This is a genomic window from Phytomonospora sp. NPDC050363, from assembly GCF_040655735.1.
Taxonomy (GTDB): Bacteria; Actinomycetota; Actinomycetes; order Mycobacteriales; family Micromonosporaceae; genus Phytomonospora.
The window spans coordinates 144,258-161,285 of sequence record NZ_JBFAKK010000016.1 but is presented as its reverse complement, the minus strand read 5'-3'; the positions used below and the strand labels follow the sequence as shown (position 1 = coordinate 161,285).

Here is a 17,028-nt window from a genome sequence, read left to right as displayed (position 1 = left end):
CGGACAACGCCCGAAGCCGACGATAGTCGCCGGCTTCGGGCGTGTCACCGGTGACATACGGACCGTGTCACCGGATTGCGGTCTATTTGGGTTCGTCGCGGCCGGTGATGGCCGGTCCGGACCCGTGTTCACCGTCGTAGGGAAGCTTGGAGGTGAAGACCCCGGGCACTCCCCCGTCGACGCGGAACAGCTCGTCGTCGAGGGGACCGTCGGAGCTCAGCTCCTCCTCGTCCTCTTCCCTGTGCCGCTGCATCTGGCGCGGCGGCATGCCCGTGTTGCCCGACGCGGCCTGCCGGCCGCCCCGGATGACGCCGTTCTCCGGCATCTTCGCCGGTTGCGGTGTCGCGGCGCGCACGCCCGGCTGACCGACGCCCCGCGCGGGCGGGGTGCCCGGCTGTGCGCCTCGCGGGCCGATGACGCCCCGCGTGACCGGTTCCCTCGGCGTGACGACGCCGGGGTTGCGCGTTCCCGAAGGGGGCGCGCCGTTCGGTCGCTGGCCGATGACCGGGTTGGTCATCTTGCCGAACTGCGTCGTCTTGCTGACCTGCGGACGGATCGTCCCGGGCGTGTTCGCGGTGCCCGGGGGCTTGGCGCCCGGGGGCAGGCCCGGTTTCACCGCGCCGGGTGGCGTCGGCGGCTTGATCGTCCCCGGGGGTTTCACGCCCGGAGGCAATGGAGGCCGGACGGCGCCGGGCGGCTTGATCGTCCCCGGAGGGAGCGGAGGCCGGACCGCGCCGGGCGGTTTCACGCCCGGAGGCAGCGTGGGCGGCTTGATCCCGCCCGGGGGTTTCACGCCCGGAGGGAGTGGCGGCCGAACCACGACCGGCGGCTTGGCGCCCGGAGGCAGCGGCGGTGGCTTGATCCCTCCCGGAGGGGGAAGGACCGGAGGGAGTACCGGCGGGGTCACCGGTGGCGTCACCGGAAGACCCGGCGGGACCACCGGTGGGAGCGGCGGTGCCGGTGGCAGCGGGGGCGCCGGTGGCGGAACCGGGAATTCAAGGTCCGGCCCGTCAGGCGGAAACGGCCCCGGAGGCGGCGGCGGGGGTGGAGGCGGTGGAACGGGTGTCGGAGTGGGTGGGGGCGTGGGCGGGGGTGGTTCCGGGGTAGGCGTCGGCGGTGGCGTCGACGGGGGTCCGCCCGGGTCGCCGGGCTGGCCCGGCTGCGGCAGCGGAGTGCGCGTCACGTTGAACTCACCGGGGCCACCGGTGTTGCGGTACTCCGGCCACTCGCCGGGGTCTTCGACCTTGCCGTTGTCCGGCAGCGGTTCGAAGGTCGGCGGGTAGAAGATCTTCTGGATGTACTGGTCCTGGAAGACCGTGGTCGCGCTGTCCATCTCGGCCCGCGCCTCGCGGTCGAAGGGCGCGCGGACCTCGTCCTTCTTCGGGGCGTCGGGGTCGTCCCAGATGTCGGACAGCCCTCCCCAGCCCCAGTTGAAGTTGTCCTTGTCCTCCTGCTTGGCGGTCTCGTAGTCGGTGTTGGCCTTGTTCATCGCCGCCTGGTAGCGACCGTAGATCTCGACGACCTTCTTCTGCGCCGTCTCGGTGCGGTCGGCGATGGCCGTCCAGCCCTCGGAGTTGCCCTGGGCCTTCTCGACGGAGTCCTGGATGGTCTTGCGGACGTTGGCCACCTCGCCGTGGAACACGTCGGCGGCGGGGCCTTTCCAGGTCGCGGTGATGGGTGCGACACGCGAGTCGAAGCGGGTCAGCTGCTCTTCGAAGAACTTCTTCATCTGCAGCCAGCCCTGTGCCTGCGATCGCATGGCGGCGGGGTCGTCGGACTGGACGATCTCCTTGATGTCGTCCAGGGTGTACTTGTCGAAATCTCCCATGATCGCCGTCCTAAATCGGGAAGGGCCCGCGGCGCGGGTTCGGAGGCGGATCCCTGGGGATATTCAGCTTCGTCCGGATCTCCTCTTCGGTCGCCCGATTGAGATCATCCGTGGAGCGGTATTCGGTGGCCACCTTCAAGGCGATGTTCGCCAGGGCGTCCATGCCTTCCCGGAATGCGATCATGAGCTTCGTGCCCTGCTCCATCGCGCCGGTGTGGTAGTTGGAGATGTGCTGTGCCGGTTCGTTGCGCGGGTCGGCGCCGAAGGGCTTGCCCTCGACGTACAGCCCGGACGGGTGAACATTGGGGTTCTTCAGCTGTGAGTTCACATTCACCGCGGCGTCGGACAGATTGGCCTCGACTTCCGCTCTGAGTGCGAGCGCGAAAGAACGCATGGAATAGACATCGACTTCGACCGGCTTGAAGCCGGGACCGGGCTCGGTCATGCTCTACCTCCCCCATGTACGGGCGCCAACATGGTCCGCCGAGCGTACCGATAGCCCGCAACCCGCGCCACTATTCACATCCCTCATTGAGCGACAAAGCCGCATCAAGCCCGCGTCGCCACTTATACGCACTCCACTCGTTACATTCCGTGATGGGACAGCATGGGGATCAAGGCGGATATCGCACCAGGACCGCCCGCTTCGGCGAGCGGGGACGCTCCTACGAACTGGCGGCCTCGGCGCGGGGGCGGCGGCAGCGGCGCGTCGGGCGGCTGTGCCTGCGGATCGCGGTGCCGGTGATGCTGCTGGCGCTGGTGGCCGGGCTCGGGCTGCTGGCGTACGCGACTCTCGGCGGCGCGCCGGCCAGTTACGAGTCGCCGTACCGGTGGGGGGCCGGGGCGGTGTTCCTCGCCGGCGGCCCGATCGGCGGTGGGGGCGGGAACTATTCGGAGTGCCTGGTGCGGCCCGACGTCGGCGAGGTCCGCTCGGTGGGGGTGACCTCGGGCGGCGTGCGGCTGGACCGGTGGTTCGAGGGGGCGGCCACGATCCTGTGCGGGCGTTCGGTCTCGGTGACCTCGGGCCCGCAGCTTCCGCTGTACCCCTTCGCGCTGAACCGAGGGCTGCTGCTGACGCTGGCGGTGGCGATCGTCGTGGTCGGGTGGTCGGGGTACCGGCTCACCTCGGTCGCGGCGAGTGGCTCGCGCCGGTGACGGCCACGCACGGCGAGCGGGCGCGCAGGAGGAGACGGCCGGTGGCGTCCTCGGTGGAGACGGTGACGACGAACCCGTCGGATCGGTCCTCGGCCTCGGCGAAGGGACCCTCGGGGTCAAAGACGCCGTCGTCGTGGGGTTCATAGGCGCCTGAGGACAGGTGCGCCTCCAGCCGCGAGAAGTCCGCGGTGCCGGGCAGTGCGTAGGTGACGCCGACGCGGGTGGTGGTGTCGTCGCCGAAGCCGGAGTCGCCGCAGTTCTGGCTGCTCGCGCCGACGTACTCGGGCGCCGGGCCCGGGTCGAGGACGGCGAGCGCGGCGGTGATGTGCTCTTCGGCGCGGGTGTAGGCGCTGGTCTCGTCGAGACCGGTGGCCTCGCCGTCGTCGGCGCCGAGGTCGACGCAGGCGGAGACGGCGAGGGCCACCGTGGACAGTCCGATGAGGACTCGTTTCACCCGGGCTCACCGGTGAGGGCCACCATGGAGGCGGTGATCCACAGGTTGCCGGGCTTGCCCTGCTTGAGGGACAGGCGGCAGCGGTCGGCGGGGTGTTCGACGTGGAGCGCGCGGAACCACTCGGGCTGCGGGTCGGTGGCGGTTGCCGAGTCGGAGCGCACGACGTAGCCGCGCTGGGTCCAGAAGTCCTTGAGGGCGGCGAAGTAGCGGGCGTTGCGCTCGGCGGGCGGCTCGTCGTCGGGGAGGTCTTCGAGGGTGTAGGAGACCTCGACGTTGCACAGGAGGTCGGTGCCCATCTCGCCGGCGTCGAAGGCCACGGAGTTGCGGATGCCCGGTTCGAGGCGGACGGGTTCGCCGAGGGCCGCGACGGCGTCGGCGATGTGCTCGTCGGCGCGGGCGTAGGCGGTCTCCTCGTCCGGGATCGGCTGCGAGGGCGGGAGTGCTGTGCTGGTCATGGGGCTGTCCTCCTTCTCGGCACGCTACTAGTGGTCACCGGTGACGGTGTCGCCGTTGCCGGTGACGATCTTGGCGACGTTGGTACGGCTCTCGTTGCCGTCGTCCCAGTACTGGGAGTGGGCCTCGCCGCTGAGGTTGAGGTCGACGCCGGTCGGGACGGTGACGCTGGGGCCGAAGCGTCCGAACGGGTCGTAGGTCTTCGTCTTGACCTGGGGGTCCATGAGCGGAGTGCCGGCGTCGCTTTGGAAGCGGTGCCCGCCGAAGTCGGCCCGGCTGGGGTTGTGGCCGTGGATGAGGTCCTGGTCGGGTGAGGGGATGACGAGGTTGCGGGCCAGGTCGCCGGGGTCGAGGGCGTACTGGATGGGGTCGTTCTTGGCGTGCGAGGAGTAGACGTTGTCGGGGTTGAGGCCGAGGTCGGCGGCGCGTTCGACGCCGACGCCGGGGCTGCCGACGAAGATGGCGTTGTCGATGTCGAGGCCGTGGTCCCTGGCGGTGTAGCCGACGACGGTGGAGCCGTAGGAGTGGCCGATGACGCTGTTGGTGGAGCGGCCGCCCTCGTTGGTGGCGCGCAGGCCGTCCTGGAAGAGGTCGAGGTCGGCGCCGGCTCCCTTGGCGTACTTGGGATCGGTGGCGTCCCCGCCGGGCGGGAACTGGATGATGTCGTCGGGCGCGTCGTAGCCGAGCCACAAGATCCCGGCGGTGCGTTCGCTCGGGTCCATCTGGTTGGCGTCGAAGACCATGCGGTCGACGCGGTTCATGTCTCCGCCCACTTTGGACAGGTCGGCGCCGGTGCCGGGCACGTAGGTGACGATGTTGTCGGCGGTGTCGGGGTTGCCGATGGCCACGATCGCCTTGCCGTCGCCGGAGGTGTCGACGCCGAGCAGGTAGGCGCGCTGTCCGTTGCCCTGCACGCCGTCGGCGGCCTGGCCGTCGCCGTTGCCGGCCTGGAGCCGCTTCTCGATGGCGTCGAGGCCCTTGAGCTTGCCCTGGAGGTCCTTGTACTCGTCGCCGCCTTCCTGGCCTTGCGACTTGAGCAGTTCGAGGCGGTCCTTGACGCGCTTCTGCTCGCGGGAGAGCGTGAGCCGGTTGGCCTGGTCGCGCGAGGCCGCCGGTACGCCGTCGAGCCAGCCGACGAGGCCGGGCTGGGTGGCGATGAGCCACTGGCGCTGCTCGGGTGTCAGGGAGTCCCACCAGGTCTTGACCTTCGCGGGATCGGTTCCGCGCGGGGGGATCTGGTCGACCGGGTAGGCGCTGCCCTTGGTGCCGGGTACAAGGGCGACGAGGCTGCTCGACGCGGTGATGTCGGCGGTGACGGCGTACTGGACGGCGTCGCTGATCGCCTTGGCGGCGTCGACCATGCTCTTCTGGATGCCAGCCCAGGCCGGGTGTCCCGCGGGCGGACCGTCCTTCGGGGAGACCGTGAGCGTCCCGTCGGGGCCGACGGCGGCCGGGATCGCCCTCGCCTGACCGATCGCCTCGCCCAGCAGGGCCTTGGCCTTGTCGAGCTCGCCGGCGAAGTCGGCGAGGATCTGGTCGCAGCGCTGGAGCATCAAGACCGCGTCGTCGACTTCGACGCAGACGCTCTTGATGGCGGTGAGCGCGGCTCCGGTGCCCGCGCCGTCCCAGGCGTCGGGGACCTTGTTGAGCTGCTTGACGCCGGCGTCGCTGCGGTCGATGAGCTTGTCGGCGAGGTCGCCGTAGGCTTTCGCGGCGTCCCGGAAGGGCTGGGAGTTGGCTGCTTGGAGCTGAGCGAAGGTGACCATTGCTGGGCTCCCGTGATGATGGGACTCGAAGTCCCATCAGCCTAGGAACACGCCGGTGAAATCCGCGTGAGCGCGGACCGTCCGCTGTGGACGGTCCGCCGCCCCGGGTTAGAAGCTGATGTCGATGGCCGAGCCGTTGTCGTCCTGCCAGCCGTCGTCGAAGTCGTCCTTCGACTTGCCCTTGCCCTCTTCGCGGCCCTCGTCGACCTGGTCGTCGTAGCGCATCAGGGGTTTGCCGGTGTCGCGCTCGTAGCGACCGAGGACCGGCGGGACGGCGCGCTTCGGCGGCGACCACACGGCCGACTCGTCGACGTAGTCGTCGTCGATCGCCGGTGGGCCCTCCGATGCGGCGGGACGCAGCGTCCCATAGGCGTCGGTGGACGTGCGGCGTGCCGGGTCGGCGGGCATGTCTCTCGACCTCCATTGGCCGGGTGGGCCAGTAGCGGTGAACGGATCCGGGTGGGCCTGCGCGGACGCCCACCGGTCGGTCAACTCTAGATCCTCGGCTCCACATGGGCGAGCTGCACCAGTCGCACCCCTTCGCGGCGGGTGATCAGGTGCCCGCGTCCCGGCGGGAGCGGACGGGCCTTGACGTTGCCGAGCAGCACACCCTCGTCCTTGGGCGCCGAGCCCTGGAATCCGGGCGAGGCCAGCTCCCGCAGACGGTTGATGAAGGTCTCGTACATCGCCCGCCCGGCACCGCCGGAACGGCGCGTCAAGACGATGTGCAGACCGATGTCGCGGGCCTGGGAGGCGTACTCCAGCAAGGGCATCAGCGGGTTCTGCGAACCGCCGATGATCAGGTCGTAGTCGTCGATCAGCACGAACAACTCCGGCCCCGACCACCAGCTGCGGTCGCGCAGCTGCTCGGCGGTGATGTCGGCCGGCGGGAGGCGCTTTTCCATGCCGACGCCGATCTGCCGCACCGCGTCCTGGGTCACGGCCGTCGAGGAGCAGTACTTCAGCAGGTAGTCCTCCGGGACCTCGCCGAGAAGGCTGCGGCGGTAGTCCATGAGGATGATCGCCGCCTCCTTCGCGCTGTACCGGGTGGTGATCGAGCGGATCAGCGAGCGCATGAACGTGCTCTTGCCGGTCTCCACATCGGACAGCATGATCAGGTGCGGGTCGTTGTCGAACTCGATGAAGACCGGCTTGAGGTTCGACTCGGCGATCCCGATCGGGATGCGGCCCTTGCGATCGAGGCCCTCGCCGACCGGGAGCAGGTCGTAGGCGACCTTCTCCGGCAGCATCCGCACCTGCGGCGCGGTCGGCCCGTTCCACGCCTCGCGGACCCGGGAGACCAGGTCGGTGATCCCGGCCGTCACCGACTGCGCGTCGGGGTTGGAGTCGATGCGCGGCAGGGCCGTCAGCATGTGCTTCGAGTCCGGCGTCAGACCCCGGCCGGGACGGCCTTCGGGGACGGCCTCGGCCTCGCGGCGGCCGAGGTAGGAGTCGAAGACGTCACCCAGCCGGAACTCCAGCTTCGAGCCGAGCAGGTCGCGGATCGCCGGGCGCAGCTCCGACCACTTGTTGGCCGCGGCGACCACGTGCACGCCATAGGACAGACCCCGCTGCGCGATCTGCGTGACGACGGCCTCAAGGTCCTCGAAGTCGTTGCGCAGCGTCAGCCAGCCGTCGACGACGAGGAAGACGTCGCCGAACCGGTCGTCGGAGAACTCGCCCTCCTTGCGGCGCCTGCGATAGGTGCCCATCCCGTCGATGCCGGCGGCGGCGAACTGGCGCTCGCGCTCCTCCAGCATCGTGAAGACCTCGGAGACGGTGCGCCGGACCTGGTCGACGTCGAGGCGCTGCCAGACGCCGCCGACGTGCGGCAGGTCGCGAAGGGGCGCCATGGATCCGCCGCCGAAGTCGAGGCAGTAGATCTGCACCTCGCGCGGGGTGTGCGACAGCGCGAGGCTGGTGATGACGGTCCGCAGGGCCGTCGACTTGCCGGTCTGGGCGCCACCGGCGATGCCGATGTGCCCGGCGGCTCCCGCCAGGTTCAGCGTGTGGACGTCGCGGCGCTGCTCGTAGGGCTTGTCGACCATGGCGACGGGGATCTGCAGCGAACCGCGCAGGTCCTCGCGGCTGATCGTGAGACCGCGCTCGGGGTCGGTGACCAGCGACGGCAGCAGACCGTCCAATGTGGGCGCCTCGTCGAGCGGCTCCAGCCACACCCGGTGCGCCGGAACGCCCTTGCCCTCCATCCGGCCGACCAGCACGTCGAGCAGCGTCTCGCCGACCGCCTCGTCGTCGAAGTCGTCGAAGGTCTCGGGCTGCTCGGGCTCCGGCGGCGGGGCCACGTAGTTCGAGGTGTACTGCTGGATGGTCGGGCCGCCGGCCGCCGCGATGGCGCGTTCGGCCGCGCTGCGCCGGTAGACGCCCGAGACGTAGGCGGCCTTGAACCGCGTCAGCGCCTCGGTGCCGAACTTGAGGTACCCGTGTCCGGGCGAGCGCGGCAGTTCGTAGGCGTCGGCCACGCCGAGGACCGAGCGGGACTCGACCGCCGAGAAGGTCCGCAGGCCGACGCGGTACGACAAGTGGGTGTCGAGGCCGCGCAGGCGGCCCTCCTCAAGCCGTTGGGAGGCAAGGAGGAGGTGCACGCCGAGGGAGCGGCCGACCCGTCCGATCTGTACGAACATGTCGATGAACTCGGGCTTGGCGGTGAGCAGTTCGGAGAACTCGTCGCAGATGATCAGCAGGCTGGGCAGCGGGGCCAGTGGCGCGCCGGCGGCGCGGGCGCGCTCGTAGTCGCGCAGGGAGGCGAACTTCCCGGCGCTGCGCAGGAGTTCCTGGCGGCGGTTGAGTTCGCCCTCGATGGCGTCGAGCATGCGGTCGACGAGGGGCAGCTCGTCGGAGAGGTTGGTGATGATCGCCGAGGTGTGCGGCATCTTGTCCATGCGCGTGAAGGTCGCGCCGCCCTTGAAGTCGACGAGGACGAAGTTGAGGGTCTCGGGGGAATGCACGCAGGCCAGGGCGAGGACGAGGGTGCGCAGTGCCTCCGACTTGCCCGAGCCGGTCGCGCCGACCATGAGGCCGTGGGGGCCCATGCCGTCCTGCGCGGACTCCTTGAGGTCGAGTTCGACGGGCGCGCCGTCGGGACCGACGCCGATGGGGACGCGCAGGCGGTCGCGGTTGGGTCGCGGAGCCCAGTGCCGGGCGACGTCGAACTCGTAGGGGTCGCCGAGGTCGAGCAGGTCGGTGAAGCTCAGGTCGCCGGTGAGCGGGGAGTCGTCGGCCGAGCCGCTCAGCGCCGACAGTCGCAGCGGGGTGAGGCGGCGGGCGAGGGTCTCGGCCTCGATGAAGCTCAGGGAGTCGGTGGTGCCGACCTCGTCGCGGGCGTCGCCGCTGACCGACCAGAGTTTCCCGTCGGCGGTGACCTCCATGACGAGGTAACCGGGGTCGACGGTGCGGGGCGGCGGGTTGGTGAGGTCGAGGATGGTGACGCCTTCGACTCCGCCCTCGGTGGCGAGGGTGTCGGCGCCGCCGGTGGTGCCGCCGTCGATGAGGACGACGATGTGCTTGTCGTCGGTCGGCGGGGTGGCGGGGTTGAAGCGGGGGCGGTGGTCGACGATGTCGCCGAGGTGCTCCTCGATCTCGCGCAGCGAGGGCGCGACGAGGCGGACCTGGCCGAGGCCGTCGGTCTTCTCCGGGTGGAGCGCGTGCGGCATCCACTTCGCCCAGTCCCACAGGCGCTCGGTCTCGCCGTCGACGCAGAAGGTGAGCAGCAGATCGTCGGGGGCGTGCCAGATCGCGGTCTGGGCGATCATGGCGCGGGCCAGGCCGCGGACGCGGGCGGGTTCGCCGCGCAGGTAGATCTTGGAGAAGCCGCGCAGGTCGATGGCGACCGGCAGGCCCTCGACGATGGCGTAGGTGGACACGAAGCGGCGCAGGGCGGCGGCGCACAGCGGCTCGATGTCCTCGATCGGCTTGGTCTCCGGCGGGATCATGCGGGTGGCCAGGCGCTGCGGTCCCAGACCCATGCGGACGACGCCGAAGTCGCCGTCGGCGGGGCGGCGCTCCCAGATGCGGGAGCTGCCCGCGGTCGACCACAGGGTGTCGGGATCGGGGTGGCGGTAGAACATCGCGCGCTTCTGGTCGCGGACGGTCTTGCGCACTCCCCTGCGCAGGTGCCCCAGGCGCCGCAGGTAGTCGCGGCGCATGTTGAGCATCTCCCGTTTGCTGGGCTGGTTTCCGCCCTGGAAGAGCTGGGTGACCATCATGCCGAGCATCGAGACGCCGAAGAGGCCGCCCATCACGAGGCGCAGCGTGTAGCTGCCGCCGCCTCCGCCGCCCATGGCGCCGCCGGCGAACATCAGCATCATGGCGCCCGAGCCCGCGAGCATCGGCACCATCATGATCATCTGGCCCCACTGCTTACCGCCGGGCTCGGGGAGTTCCGGCGGTGATTCGAGGGCGAGATCGCCCTCGGGAAGATCGGGGGCCGGACGGCGCGGACGCCGTTTGATCACGACGAGACCCACGTGGTGCACCTCCCATGCCGGCACGCCGGAGCAGTTTTCTGTCGGCGTTGCGTCGGCTCATCGTATGCGGCGGCCTGGTACTTTCGGCAGCCGCGAATACTTCCACCTAAAGAGATGGACGTACCCGGTGAGCACGCCCCTCCGTACCGGCCTTGCCCGGCTAACCATATCGGCACCGCGCCGCCGAATCGACCTCGTGCTTCCCGATCATGTTCCCTTGGCCGAATTGTTGCCGACGGTACTGGAGTACGCCGGAGAATCGGCCGCCGACGACGGTGAGAGGCACGGCGGCTGGTCTTTGCGGCGACCCGACGGCAAGTCTCTCAACTCGACGCAATCTTTGGCGATGCAACAGATCCGCGACGGCGAGATCCTGCACCTGGCGCCCCGCTACGCCGACTGGCCCGAGGGCGAGTACGACGACGTGGTCGAGGCGATCGCCGACGGCGCGAAGGTCCTGGGCACACCGTGGCAGGGACGCCACACCCGCCGCACCGGACTGACGATCACCGCGGTTGTGGCCCTGCTGACTCTCGCCGGAACCCTTACGACCGGCCCGAACTGGCTGCTTCCGGGCATTCTGCTGTCCTGGATCGGGTTCATGCTCCTGGTCATCGGTCTGGTGCTGTCCCGGACATCCGGGGATTCCATGGCCGGGGCCGTCATCGGCACGATCGGGCTGCCGTTCCTGTTCGCCGGCGGCTGCGTCGTGCTCGCCGGGCGGATGCCGCTGAGCGAGCTCGGGCCGGCGAACCTGCTGGTCGGCTCGGCGGCGCTACTGCTGGGCGGGGTCATCGGCTTCGTCGGGATCGCCGACATGCTGCGGATCTTCACCGCCGCGGCGCTGATCGGGCTGCTCGGCATCCTCGGCTCGCTGATCGGCCTGACCTCGCTGGGACCCGACGGCGTCTCCGCGATCGTCGCGACCGTCGCCGTCGCGCTGCTTCCGATGACACCCCTGCTGGCGATCCGGCTGGCGAAACTGCCGATGCCCGAACTGCCGCAGACCGCACGCGATCTGGTCAAGGAGGGCAACCCGCCGCCGAAGGACCGCGTGTTCAGCGCCGTCATCCAGGCCGACGAGCTGCTGACCGGCCTGCTGACCGGCGCGTCGGCGGTCGCCGCGGTGTCCACAGTGGTCCTCGCGATCACCGGCACGCAACCCGGCGAGGCACTGCTGCTCGGCACGATCGCGTGCGTGTTCCTGTTGCGTGCCAGGCTTTTCCCGGCCGTGCGGCAGCGGGTGCCGCTGCTCGCCGCCGGCGTGCTCGGGCTGGTCCTGCTCGTCGCCGGGCTGGTCACCACCCTCGATTCCGGGCCGGTGCTCGCGGTCCTGCTCGGCGGGGTCCTGCCGCTCGCCGGAATCGTCGCGGCGGCCGGTCTGGTCTACGCCCGGCGGGCCCCGACCCCTTATCTGGGCCGGATCGCCGACATCGTCGACATCATTTTGATCATTTCGCTGGTGCCGATGACCTGCCTTGTTCTGGGGCTATTCGGGCTCTTCCGCGGCATCGCGGGCTGATTCGAGGCGGCCCGCGAGAATTCGTCGGAGCCGGACTTGACATCAGGCACTAACGTGTCTTGACACAGGCGATACCTTCGCCTTGACCGACAATGCGGGAACTCGTGTCCCACGGGAACCCAAGACCAGTGGGGGTGACTCCCAAGTTGGCTCAACTCCAGGCAGTAACCGACGATCTACGCATCGCCGCCAGCAAGGCCGACAGCGTCGCAGTTGAGATCACCGGCAATCTCAACACCCTTCTCCAGGGCCTCGCACCCCTCGAAAGCGGCTTTCAGGGTGGTGCGGGAACCTCGTTCCAGCAGGTGCAGCAGTCGATCCGGCTGAACCTGATCAAGATCACCGACGCCCTCAAAGAGGTCGCCGAAGGTGTCCGCACCGCCGGTGGCGACTTCGACGTCCAGGACTCCGAAGCCACGTCGCTGGTGAACAAGACGATGGAAAACACCGACGTCATCGACCGGCTTTAGAGGAGAGGAACAGCAATGACCGACAAACCGCTCGTCTACAACCACGGCGTCATCGCCGACGGTGCCGGCGCCATCGGCACCGCTGTCGGAAAGCTCAACCAGCAGCTGGCAGACGTCGAAGCCGGTTTCAAGCCCATCGAAGAGACCTGGCAGGGCGACGCACTCACCTCGTACCTTCAGCGCCGGCAGCAGTGGCGCGACGCCGCCAACGCCATCCGCGACATTCTCGGACGGGTGCAGACCGCACTCACGACCTCGTCCGAGAACATGGCCGGCACCGACAAGCGGGCCGCTACTTACTTCCAGCGATAACGGACGCTCGGGCTCACCCCCGGCGAAGAACGTGGCGCCCGTCTTGGTGCTGATGCCTCCCCAAGGTGATTTTCCACAGACGGGCGCCACTTTCGTGCGCGCGGACGGACTGTCCGCGCGCACCGCACAGGCCCTAATGTGTAGTCGACACGAAGCCCCCAGCGTGGAGGACCGATGGCCAGCAGGCGCGATCAGCTGCACAGCTACCAGTTCATGGTCCAGCGCGTCGTCTCGGCACTCGTGTTCCGCAAGACCGATCCCGACCAGTCGCCGTTTCGGCGCGCCGGCGGCGCGGTCTTCGCCAGCGTCATGGTCGCCGTGCTGGCCCTCGCCGTCACCGGCATCATCGGCTTCATCGCCGACGGCGTGAACAACGACATCGCCGAGGGCAACGCGATCATCCTCGAAAAGGAGACCGGCAGCCGTTTCGTCTACATCGACGGGACCCTGCACCCGGTCATCAACTTCGCCTCCGGCGCGCTGATCGTCAACAGCACCAACACGATGTCGCGCTCGCGCAGCTCGCTCGCCGAGCTTCCGCGGGGCGCGCCGGTCGGCATCCCCAACGCCCCCGACTCGATCCCCGACCGCGGCCGCCTCCTCGACGGCGACTGGGCGCTGTGCGCACGGCCGGGCAAGTCGGCGACCAACGCCGAGGAGATCAACTCGGTCCTCTTCGTCGGCGCACAACCCGCGCAGGGCCACGAACTCGGACCCGACGAGGGCGTCATCGCCGTCCTGGACAAGGGCGAGGAGCCCGACGAGCGTTTCCTCATCGCCAACCAGCACCGCTTCCCGATCGCCGATCCGTCGCTGGTCATCGCGATCGGCGGCAGCGACACCGACCAGTCGCGCTCCCTCACGACCGAGGCGGCGTTCCTCAACTCGCTGCCGCTCGGCCAGCCCATCACGCTCCCCAGCGTCCCCGACATCGGTGCCGACAGCGCGATCTCGGGCACGAAGGTCGGCAAGATCTTCGGCGAGCCCAGCGGCCGCCGCTTCGTCGCGCTCAAGGACGGCTGGACCGAGGTGACCCGGCTCCAGGCGGTGCTGATCCAGTCGGTGACCAAGGATTCCTCGGTGACCGAGGTGCCCAGCCCGGCCAGCATCGGGACCGCCTCGGCGACGCCTCTGTTCGAGCAGTCCGAGCCCGGAGCGCCGGTGATGTCGGCGGTGCCGACGATCCTGCCGCTCGCGCCGAACGGGTCGACGTGCGCGACCTTCGCCAACCAGAGCGACGCGCCGCGGGTCCTGATCGACGCCACGGTCCCCGAGTCGGGCGGCATGAAGACCTCCGACACCTCGACGGCCACCGGCGCCGACCTCGTCGACGAGGTCATCATCGCGCCCGGGCACGCCGCCCTGGTGGAGTCGATGACGGGCACCGAAGGCAGCGGCACGGTCGGTTTCGTCAACGACTGGGGCGTGTTCTACCCCTTCACGTCGCGGAGCCTGATCAACGCCTTCGGGTATCAGGACTCCGACATCATCAAGCTGCCGTCGCTGCTGACCTCGCGACTGCCGGTCGGACCCGACCTGGATCCGGTCGCGGCCAAGCAGAACGCCATCAAGAGCCAGTAGGGGTTCCGCGATGCGCCTGTCCCGACTTCTGACCGCCGCGGCGCTGCTCACCGGCCTCACCGTCCTGAGTGGACAGCCGGCGTTCGCCGCCGACTGCGCCGAGGGCACCGAGCTGAAGACGGTCCCGTGGGCGCAGAAGATGGTCCCGCCGGAGAAGGTGGCGCCCTTCGCCACCGGAGCCGGCGTCGTCATCGCCACCCTCGACACCGGCGCCGCGGCCGGCCACGTCCAGCTCAAAGGGCACGTGCTCCCGGGCACCGACTTCGTCAAAGGACGCGGGAAAGGGCGCGGCGACGCCGACTGCGCCGGGCACGGCACGGGCGTCGCGAGTCTCATCGTCGGGCAGGGCGACTCGCCCAACACCGGCTTTCGCGGCCTGGCACCGGGTGCGTCGATCCTGCCGGTGAAGATCAGCGAGGGCGATCCCGCCCAGGGCGGGTCGGAAGGCGAGAACACCAGCGACGACCGCGTCGACCCCGCCGGTTTCGCCGCCGCCCTCACATGGGCCGTCGACGAGGGCCGCGCCGACGTGGTGAACATGTCGTTGAAGTTCGACGAGAACCACCCGGTGATCGAGAGCGCGATCGCCGCGGCCGCCGCCAAGGGCGTCGTGCTGGTCGCCTCCGGCGGCAACGGCCACTCCGAAGAGGTCTACGCCAAGACCGGCAGGGACACCGTCAGCTACCCCGTCGGCTACGACGGCGTGATCGGCGTCGGGTCCATCACCGAGGAGGGCGTGCGCGCGTCGACCTCCGAGATCGGGGACTGGATCGACCTCGTCGCCCCCGGCGAGAACGTCAGTTTCGCCACCCCCGACGGGAAGTACAACACCAGCAGCGGCACCAGCCTGTCGGCGGCGTTCGTCTCGGCGACCGCCGCGCTGGTCATCGAGGCGCACCCCGAACTGCGCCGCAAGGGCCCCGAGGTCGCCCGCCGCATCATGGCGACCGCGTCGCCGGCGCCGGGCGGGATGAACAGCCTCGCCTACGGCGCCGGGATCGTCGACCCCTACCGCGCCGTCACCGACGAGATGCCCCAGGACCCCGCGCCCGCCGAGATGGCGCCGATGAGCATCGCGCCCGTCGACCCCGCCGAGCTGGCCGCCGCGCACGAGCGGGAGGTCATGACCGACCGCGCGATGTGGATCGGCACCGGACTGGCCGCCGCGACCGTGCTCGTCCTGACGGTCATGGGAGCGCTGCGCCGGGGCCGTCGGCGGGGCTGGCATCCGGGACGGCGTGCGGTACCGGATGAATCCGACGAAGGGGACGACGATGCCCCGATCGCCTTGCTGCGCAACCTGAAGCTGTGACGATTCGCGCCCGCCGGGCGGGATGACACGGCGCGATAGGGTGTCGGTGTGTCGCCGAAGCCTCGAATCAAGCGCCGTGCCACCGCGTTCCTCGCCGTGTCGCTCATCGCCGTCGGCAGCGTGGTGGCCTTCCCCGCCACCGCCTCCGCCTCCGAGTGCGGCACGCCCGTCGACCTGCCGTCGGTCGACAAGCAGTGGGAACTCCAGCGGCTGCGGCCCGAGGCCGCGTGGCCGCTGAGCAAGGGGCAGGGGCAGACCGTCGCGGTCATCGACTCCGGGGTCTCCGACGAGCACCCGGCCCTTGAGGGGCAGGTGCTGTCGGGCAAGGACCTCGTGGGCACCGACGAGACCTGCGACATGGCCGACCACGGCACCCTCGTCGCCGGGATCATCGCCGCCAAGCCGATCGAGGGCGCCCAGTTCTACGGGGTCGCACCCGAGGCGAGGATCCTGCCGATCCGCGTGATCATCGACGACGAGAAGGCCAAGGGCGACGAGGAGATCCCCGGCCGCACCGCCGACGCGATCCGATACGCCATTCAGCAGGACGTCGACGTGATCAACCTGTCGCTGCGGACGATGGACACCGAAGAGCTGCACTCGGCGGTCCAGGCCGCCATCGACGCCGACATCGTCGTGGTCGCCGCCGCCGGCAACCTCAGCCAGGACGGCCTCCAGGCCGGCGACCCCGTCTACCCGGCCAAGTACGACGGCGTCCTCGGTGTCGGCGGGATCGACCAGACCGGCGCGCACGCCGCGATCGCCAACTCCGCCGACTTCGTCGACCTCGCCGCGCCCGCCGTGTTCATCACCGGCCCGGCGCCCCGAGGCGGCGGTTACGGCGTGAACTCCGTCGGCGGCACCAGCTTCGCCGCGCCCTTCGTCGCGGGAACCGCGGCCCTCGTGCGCGCGTACTACAAGGACCTCACCGCGCCCCAGGTGATCGAGCGGTTGATCTCGACCGCCGACGCTCCCCCCGGCGGCTGGAGCCGCGAGCTCGGCTACGGCGTGGTCAACCCGTACCAGGCCGTCGCCTCGCTGGACGGGAAGACGCCCGCCGCCGCGCAGCCGATGGTGACGCAGACGATCGGGCAGCCCAACGGGCCCATCGACCCCCTCGCGGGGTTGAAGACGGCGGCGGCGCTGTCGGCGGTCGGGGCGGTGTCGCTGACGATCATCATCCTGGTGGCGATCAGCGTGCGCCGGCACGTGCGCGGGCGGGGGAAGGCAGCGGTTTAAAGGGGCACGTTCGCTGCTTACGGGGCGGCGTGGGGAGGGTGTGGGGCGTTGGCTCGGCTTAGTGGCGTGGAACGTGGGCTGGGCGGGGCGTCTCGGTGCGGCTGGGGTGAAGGCAGAAGCGGCTGTGCGACTCCACGACTTGGCTCCGGAAGCGCGCGGGTGGCCGGCCTGGGCGGACGACAACACCGGTGGGCAGCGTAGGAGCTCGGCGGTGCTGGGGCAGCGTGGTGAGCCCGAGACGGCCCGAACGCGCGGGATCCAGTGCGGCACGACGCGGTACTCACGCAGCCACTGCCGACGCTGACAGCGCAGGGAGCGGCGGCACGCACCCTGAGGGCGCGGCGGCGGCGGCTTGGCGACGGGAGCGCGGAATGCGCCTACCTCAGCGGACGAAACGCCAGTCGGCAGCGTAGTAGCCCAGTGCGGCTGGGACGGCTGGGCAGTGAGTCCGA

At 70.1% G+C, this 17,028-nt stretch carries 14 protein-coding genes; 7 read left to right on the top strand and 7 right to left on the bottom strand.

Translation table 11 applies throughout. The annotated features are described in order from the left end of the window. Positions 1-82: 82 nt before the first annotated feature. On the bottom strand, positions 83-1,828 hold the full coding sequence (locus AB0I28_RS33885) for a WXG100 family type VII secretion target (protein WP_357499809.1): 1,746 nt from the start codon (positions 1,826-1,828) through the stop codon (positions 83-85). A gap of 10 nt (positions 1,829-1,838) precedes the next feature. Beyond that, complete coding sequence (locus tag AB0I28_RS33880; protein ID WP_357499808.1) at positions 1,839-2,273, bottom strand: hypothetical protein; 435 nt, start codon at positions 2,271-2,273, stop codon at positions 1,839-1,841. A gap of 152 nt (positions 2,274-2,425) precedes the next feature. Here AB0I28_RS33880 and AB0I28_RS33875 point away from each other — a divergent pair, with 152 nt between their 5' ends. Then, on the top strand, positions 2,426-2,983 hold the full coding sequence (locus AB0I28_RS33875; protein WP_357499807.1) for a hypothetical protein: 558 nt from the start codon (positions 2,426-2,428) through the stop codon (positions 2,981-2,983). On the opposite strand, the gene AB0I28_RS33870 is transcribed toward AB0I28_RS33875, so the two are convergent. The 5 genes from AB0I28_RS33870 to eccCa all read right to left on the bottom strand — a co-directional run bounded on the left by AB0I28_RS33870 (position 2,949) and on the right by eccCa (position 10,140). After that, positions 2,949-3,437, bottom strand: a complete 489-nt coding sequence (locus AB0I28_RS33870) for a hypothetical protein (protein WP_357499806.1) — start codon at positions 3,435-3,437, stop codon at positions 2,949-2,951. The genes AB0I28_RS33875 and AB0I28_RS33870 overlap by 35 nt on opposite strands. After that, positions 3,434-3,892 (bottom strand): hypothetical protein, encoded by a 459-nt coding sequence (locus tag AB0I28_RS33865; RefSeq protein WP_357499805.1) that lies wholly within the window; start codon positions 3,890-3,892, stop codon positions 3,434-3,436. The genes AB0I28_RS33870 and AB0I28_RS33865 overlap by 4 nt, the downstream gene beginning before the upstream one ends. 27 nt (positions 3,893-3,919) lie before the next feature. Then, positions 3,920-5,656: an alpha/beta hydrolase gene (locus AB0I28_RS33860; protein WP_357499804.1), complete on the bottom strand. Its 1,737-nt coding sequence runs from the start codon at positions 5,654-5,656 to the stop codon at positions 3,920-3,922. A gap of 108 nt (positions 5,657-5,764) precedes the next feature. Next, complete coding sequence (locus tag AB0I28_RS33855; RefSeq protein WP_357499803.1) at positions 5,765-6,064, bottom strand: hypothetical protein; 300 nt, start codon at positions 6,062-6,064, stop codon at positions 5,765-5,767. An 86-nt stretch (positions 6,065-6,150) separates the two neighbouring features. Continuing rightward, complete coding sequence (eccCa, locus tag AB0I28_RS33850; RefSeq protein ID WP_357499802.1) at positions 6,151-10,140, bottom strand: type VII secretion protein EccCa; 3,990 nt, start codon at positions 10,138-10,140, stop codon at positions 6,151-6,153. A gap of 64 nt (positions 10,141-10,204) precedes the next feature. On the opposite strand from eccCa, the gene eccD reads away from it, so the two are divergent. The 6 genes from eccD to mycP all read left to right on the top strand — a co-directional run bounded on the left by eccD (position 10,205) and on the right by mycP (position 16,576). Next, entirely contained in the window at positions 10,205-11,662 is a 1,458-nt protein-coding gene (gene eccD / locus AB0I28_RS33845; RefSeq protein ID WP_357499801.1) for a type VII secretion integral membrane protein EccD, read from the top strand. 134 nt (positions 11,663-11,796) lie between these two features. Then, positions 11,797-12,132: a WXG100 family type VII secretion target gene (locus AB0I28_RS33840; RefSeq protein WP_357499800.1), complete on the top strand. Its 336-nt coding sequence runs from the start codon at positions 11,797-11,799 to the stop codon at positions 12,130-12,132. Positions 12,133-12,147: 15 nt separating this feature from the next. Next, complete coding sequence (locus AB0I28_RS33835; protein ID WP_357499799.1) at positions 12,148-12,444, top strand: WXG100 family type VII secretion target; 297 nt, start codon at positions 12,148-12,150, stop codon at positions 12,442-12,444. 174 nt (positions 12,445-12,618) lie between these two features. Then, positions 12,619-14,025 carry a type VII secretion protein EccB gene (eccB, locus tag AB0I28_RS33830; RefSeq protein WP_357499798.1) on the top strand — a complete coding sequence of 469 codons (1,407 nt, stop codon included), beginning with the start codon at positions 12,619-12,621 and terminating at the stop codon, positions 14,023-14,025. A gap of 10 nt (positions 14,026-14,035) precedes the next feature. Continuing rightward, complete coding sequence (locus AB0I28_RS33825) at positions 14,036-15,337, top strand: S8 family serine peptidase (protein ID WP_357499797.1); 1,302 nt, start codon at positions 14,036-14,038, stop codon at positions 15,335-15,337. A 48-nt stretch (positions 15,338-15,385) separates the two neighbouring features. Continuing rightward, entirely contained in the window at positions 15,386-16,576 is a 1,191-nt protein-coding gene (gene mycP / locus AB0I28_RS33820) for a type VII secretion-associated serine protease mycosin (protein ID WP_357499796.1), read from the top strand. Positions 16,577-17,028: the final 452 nt, after the last annotated feature.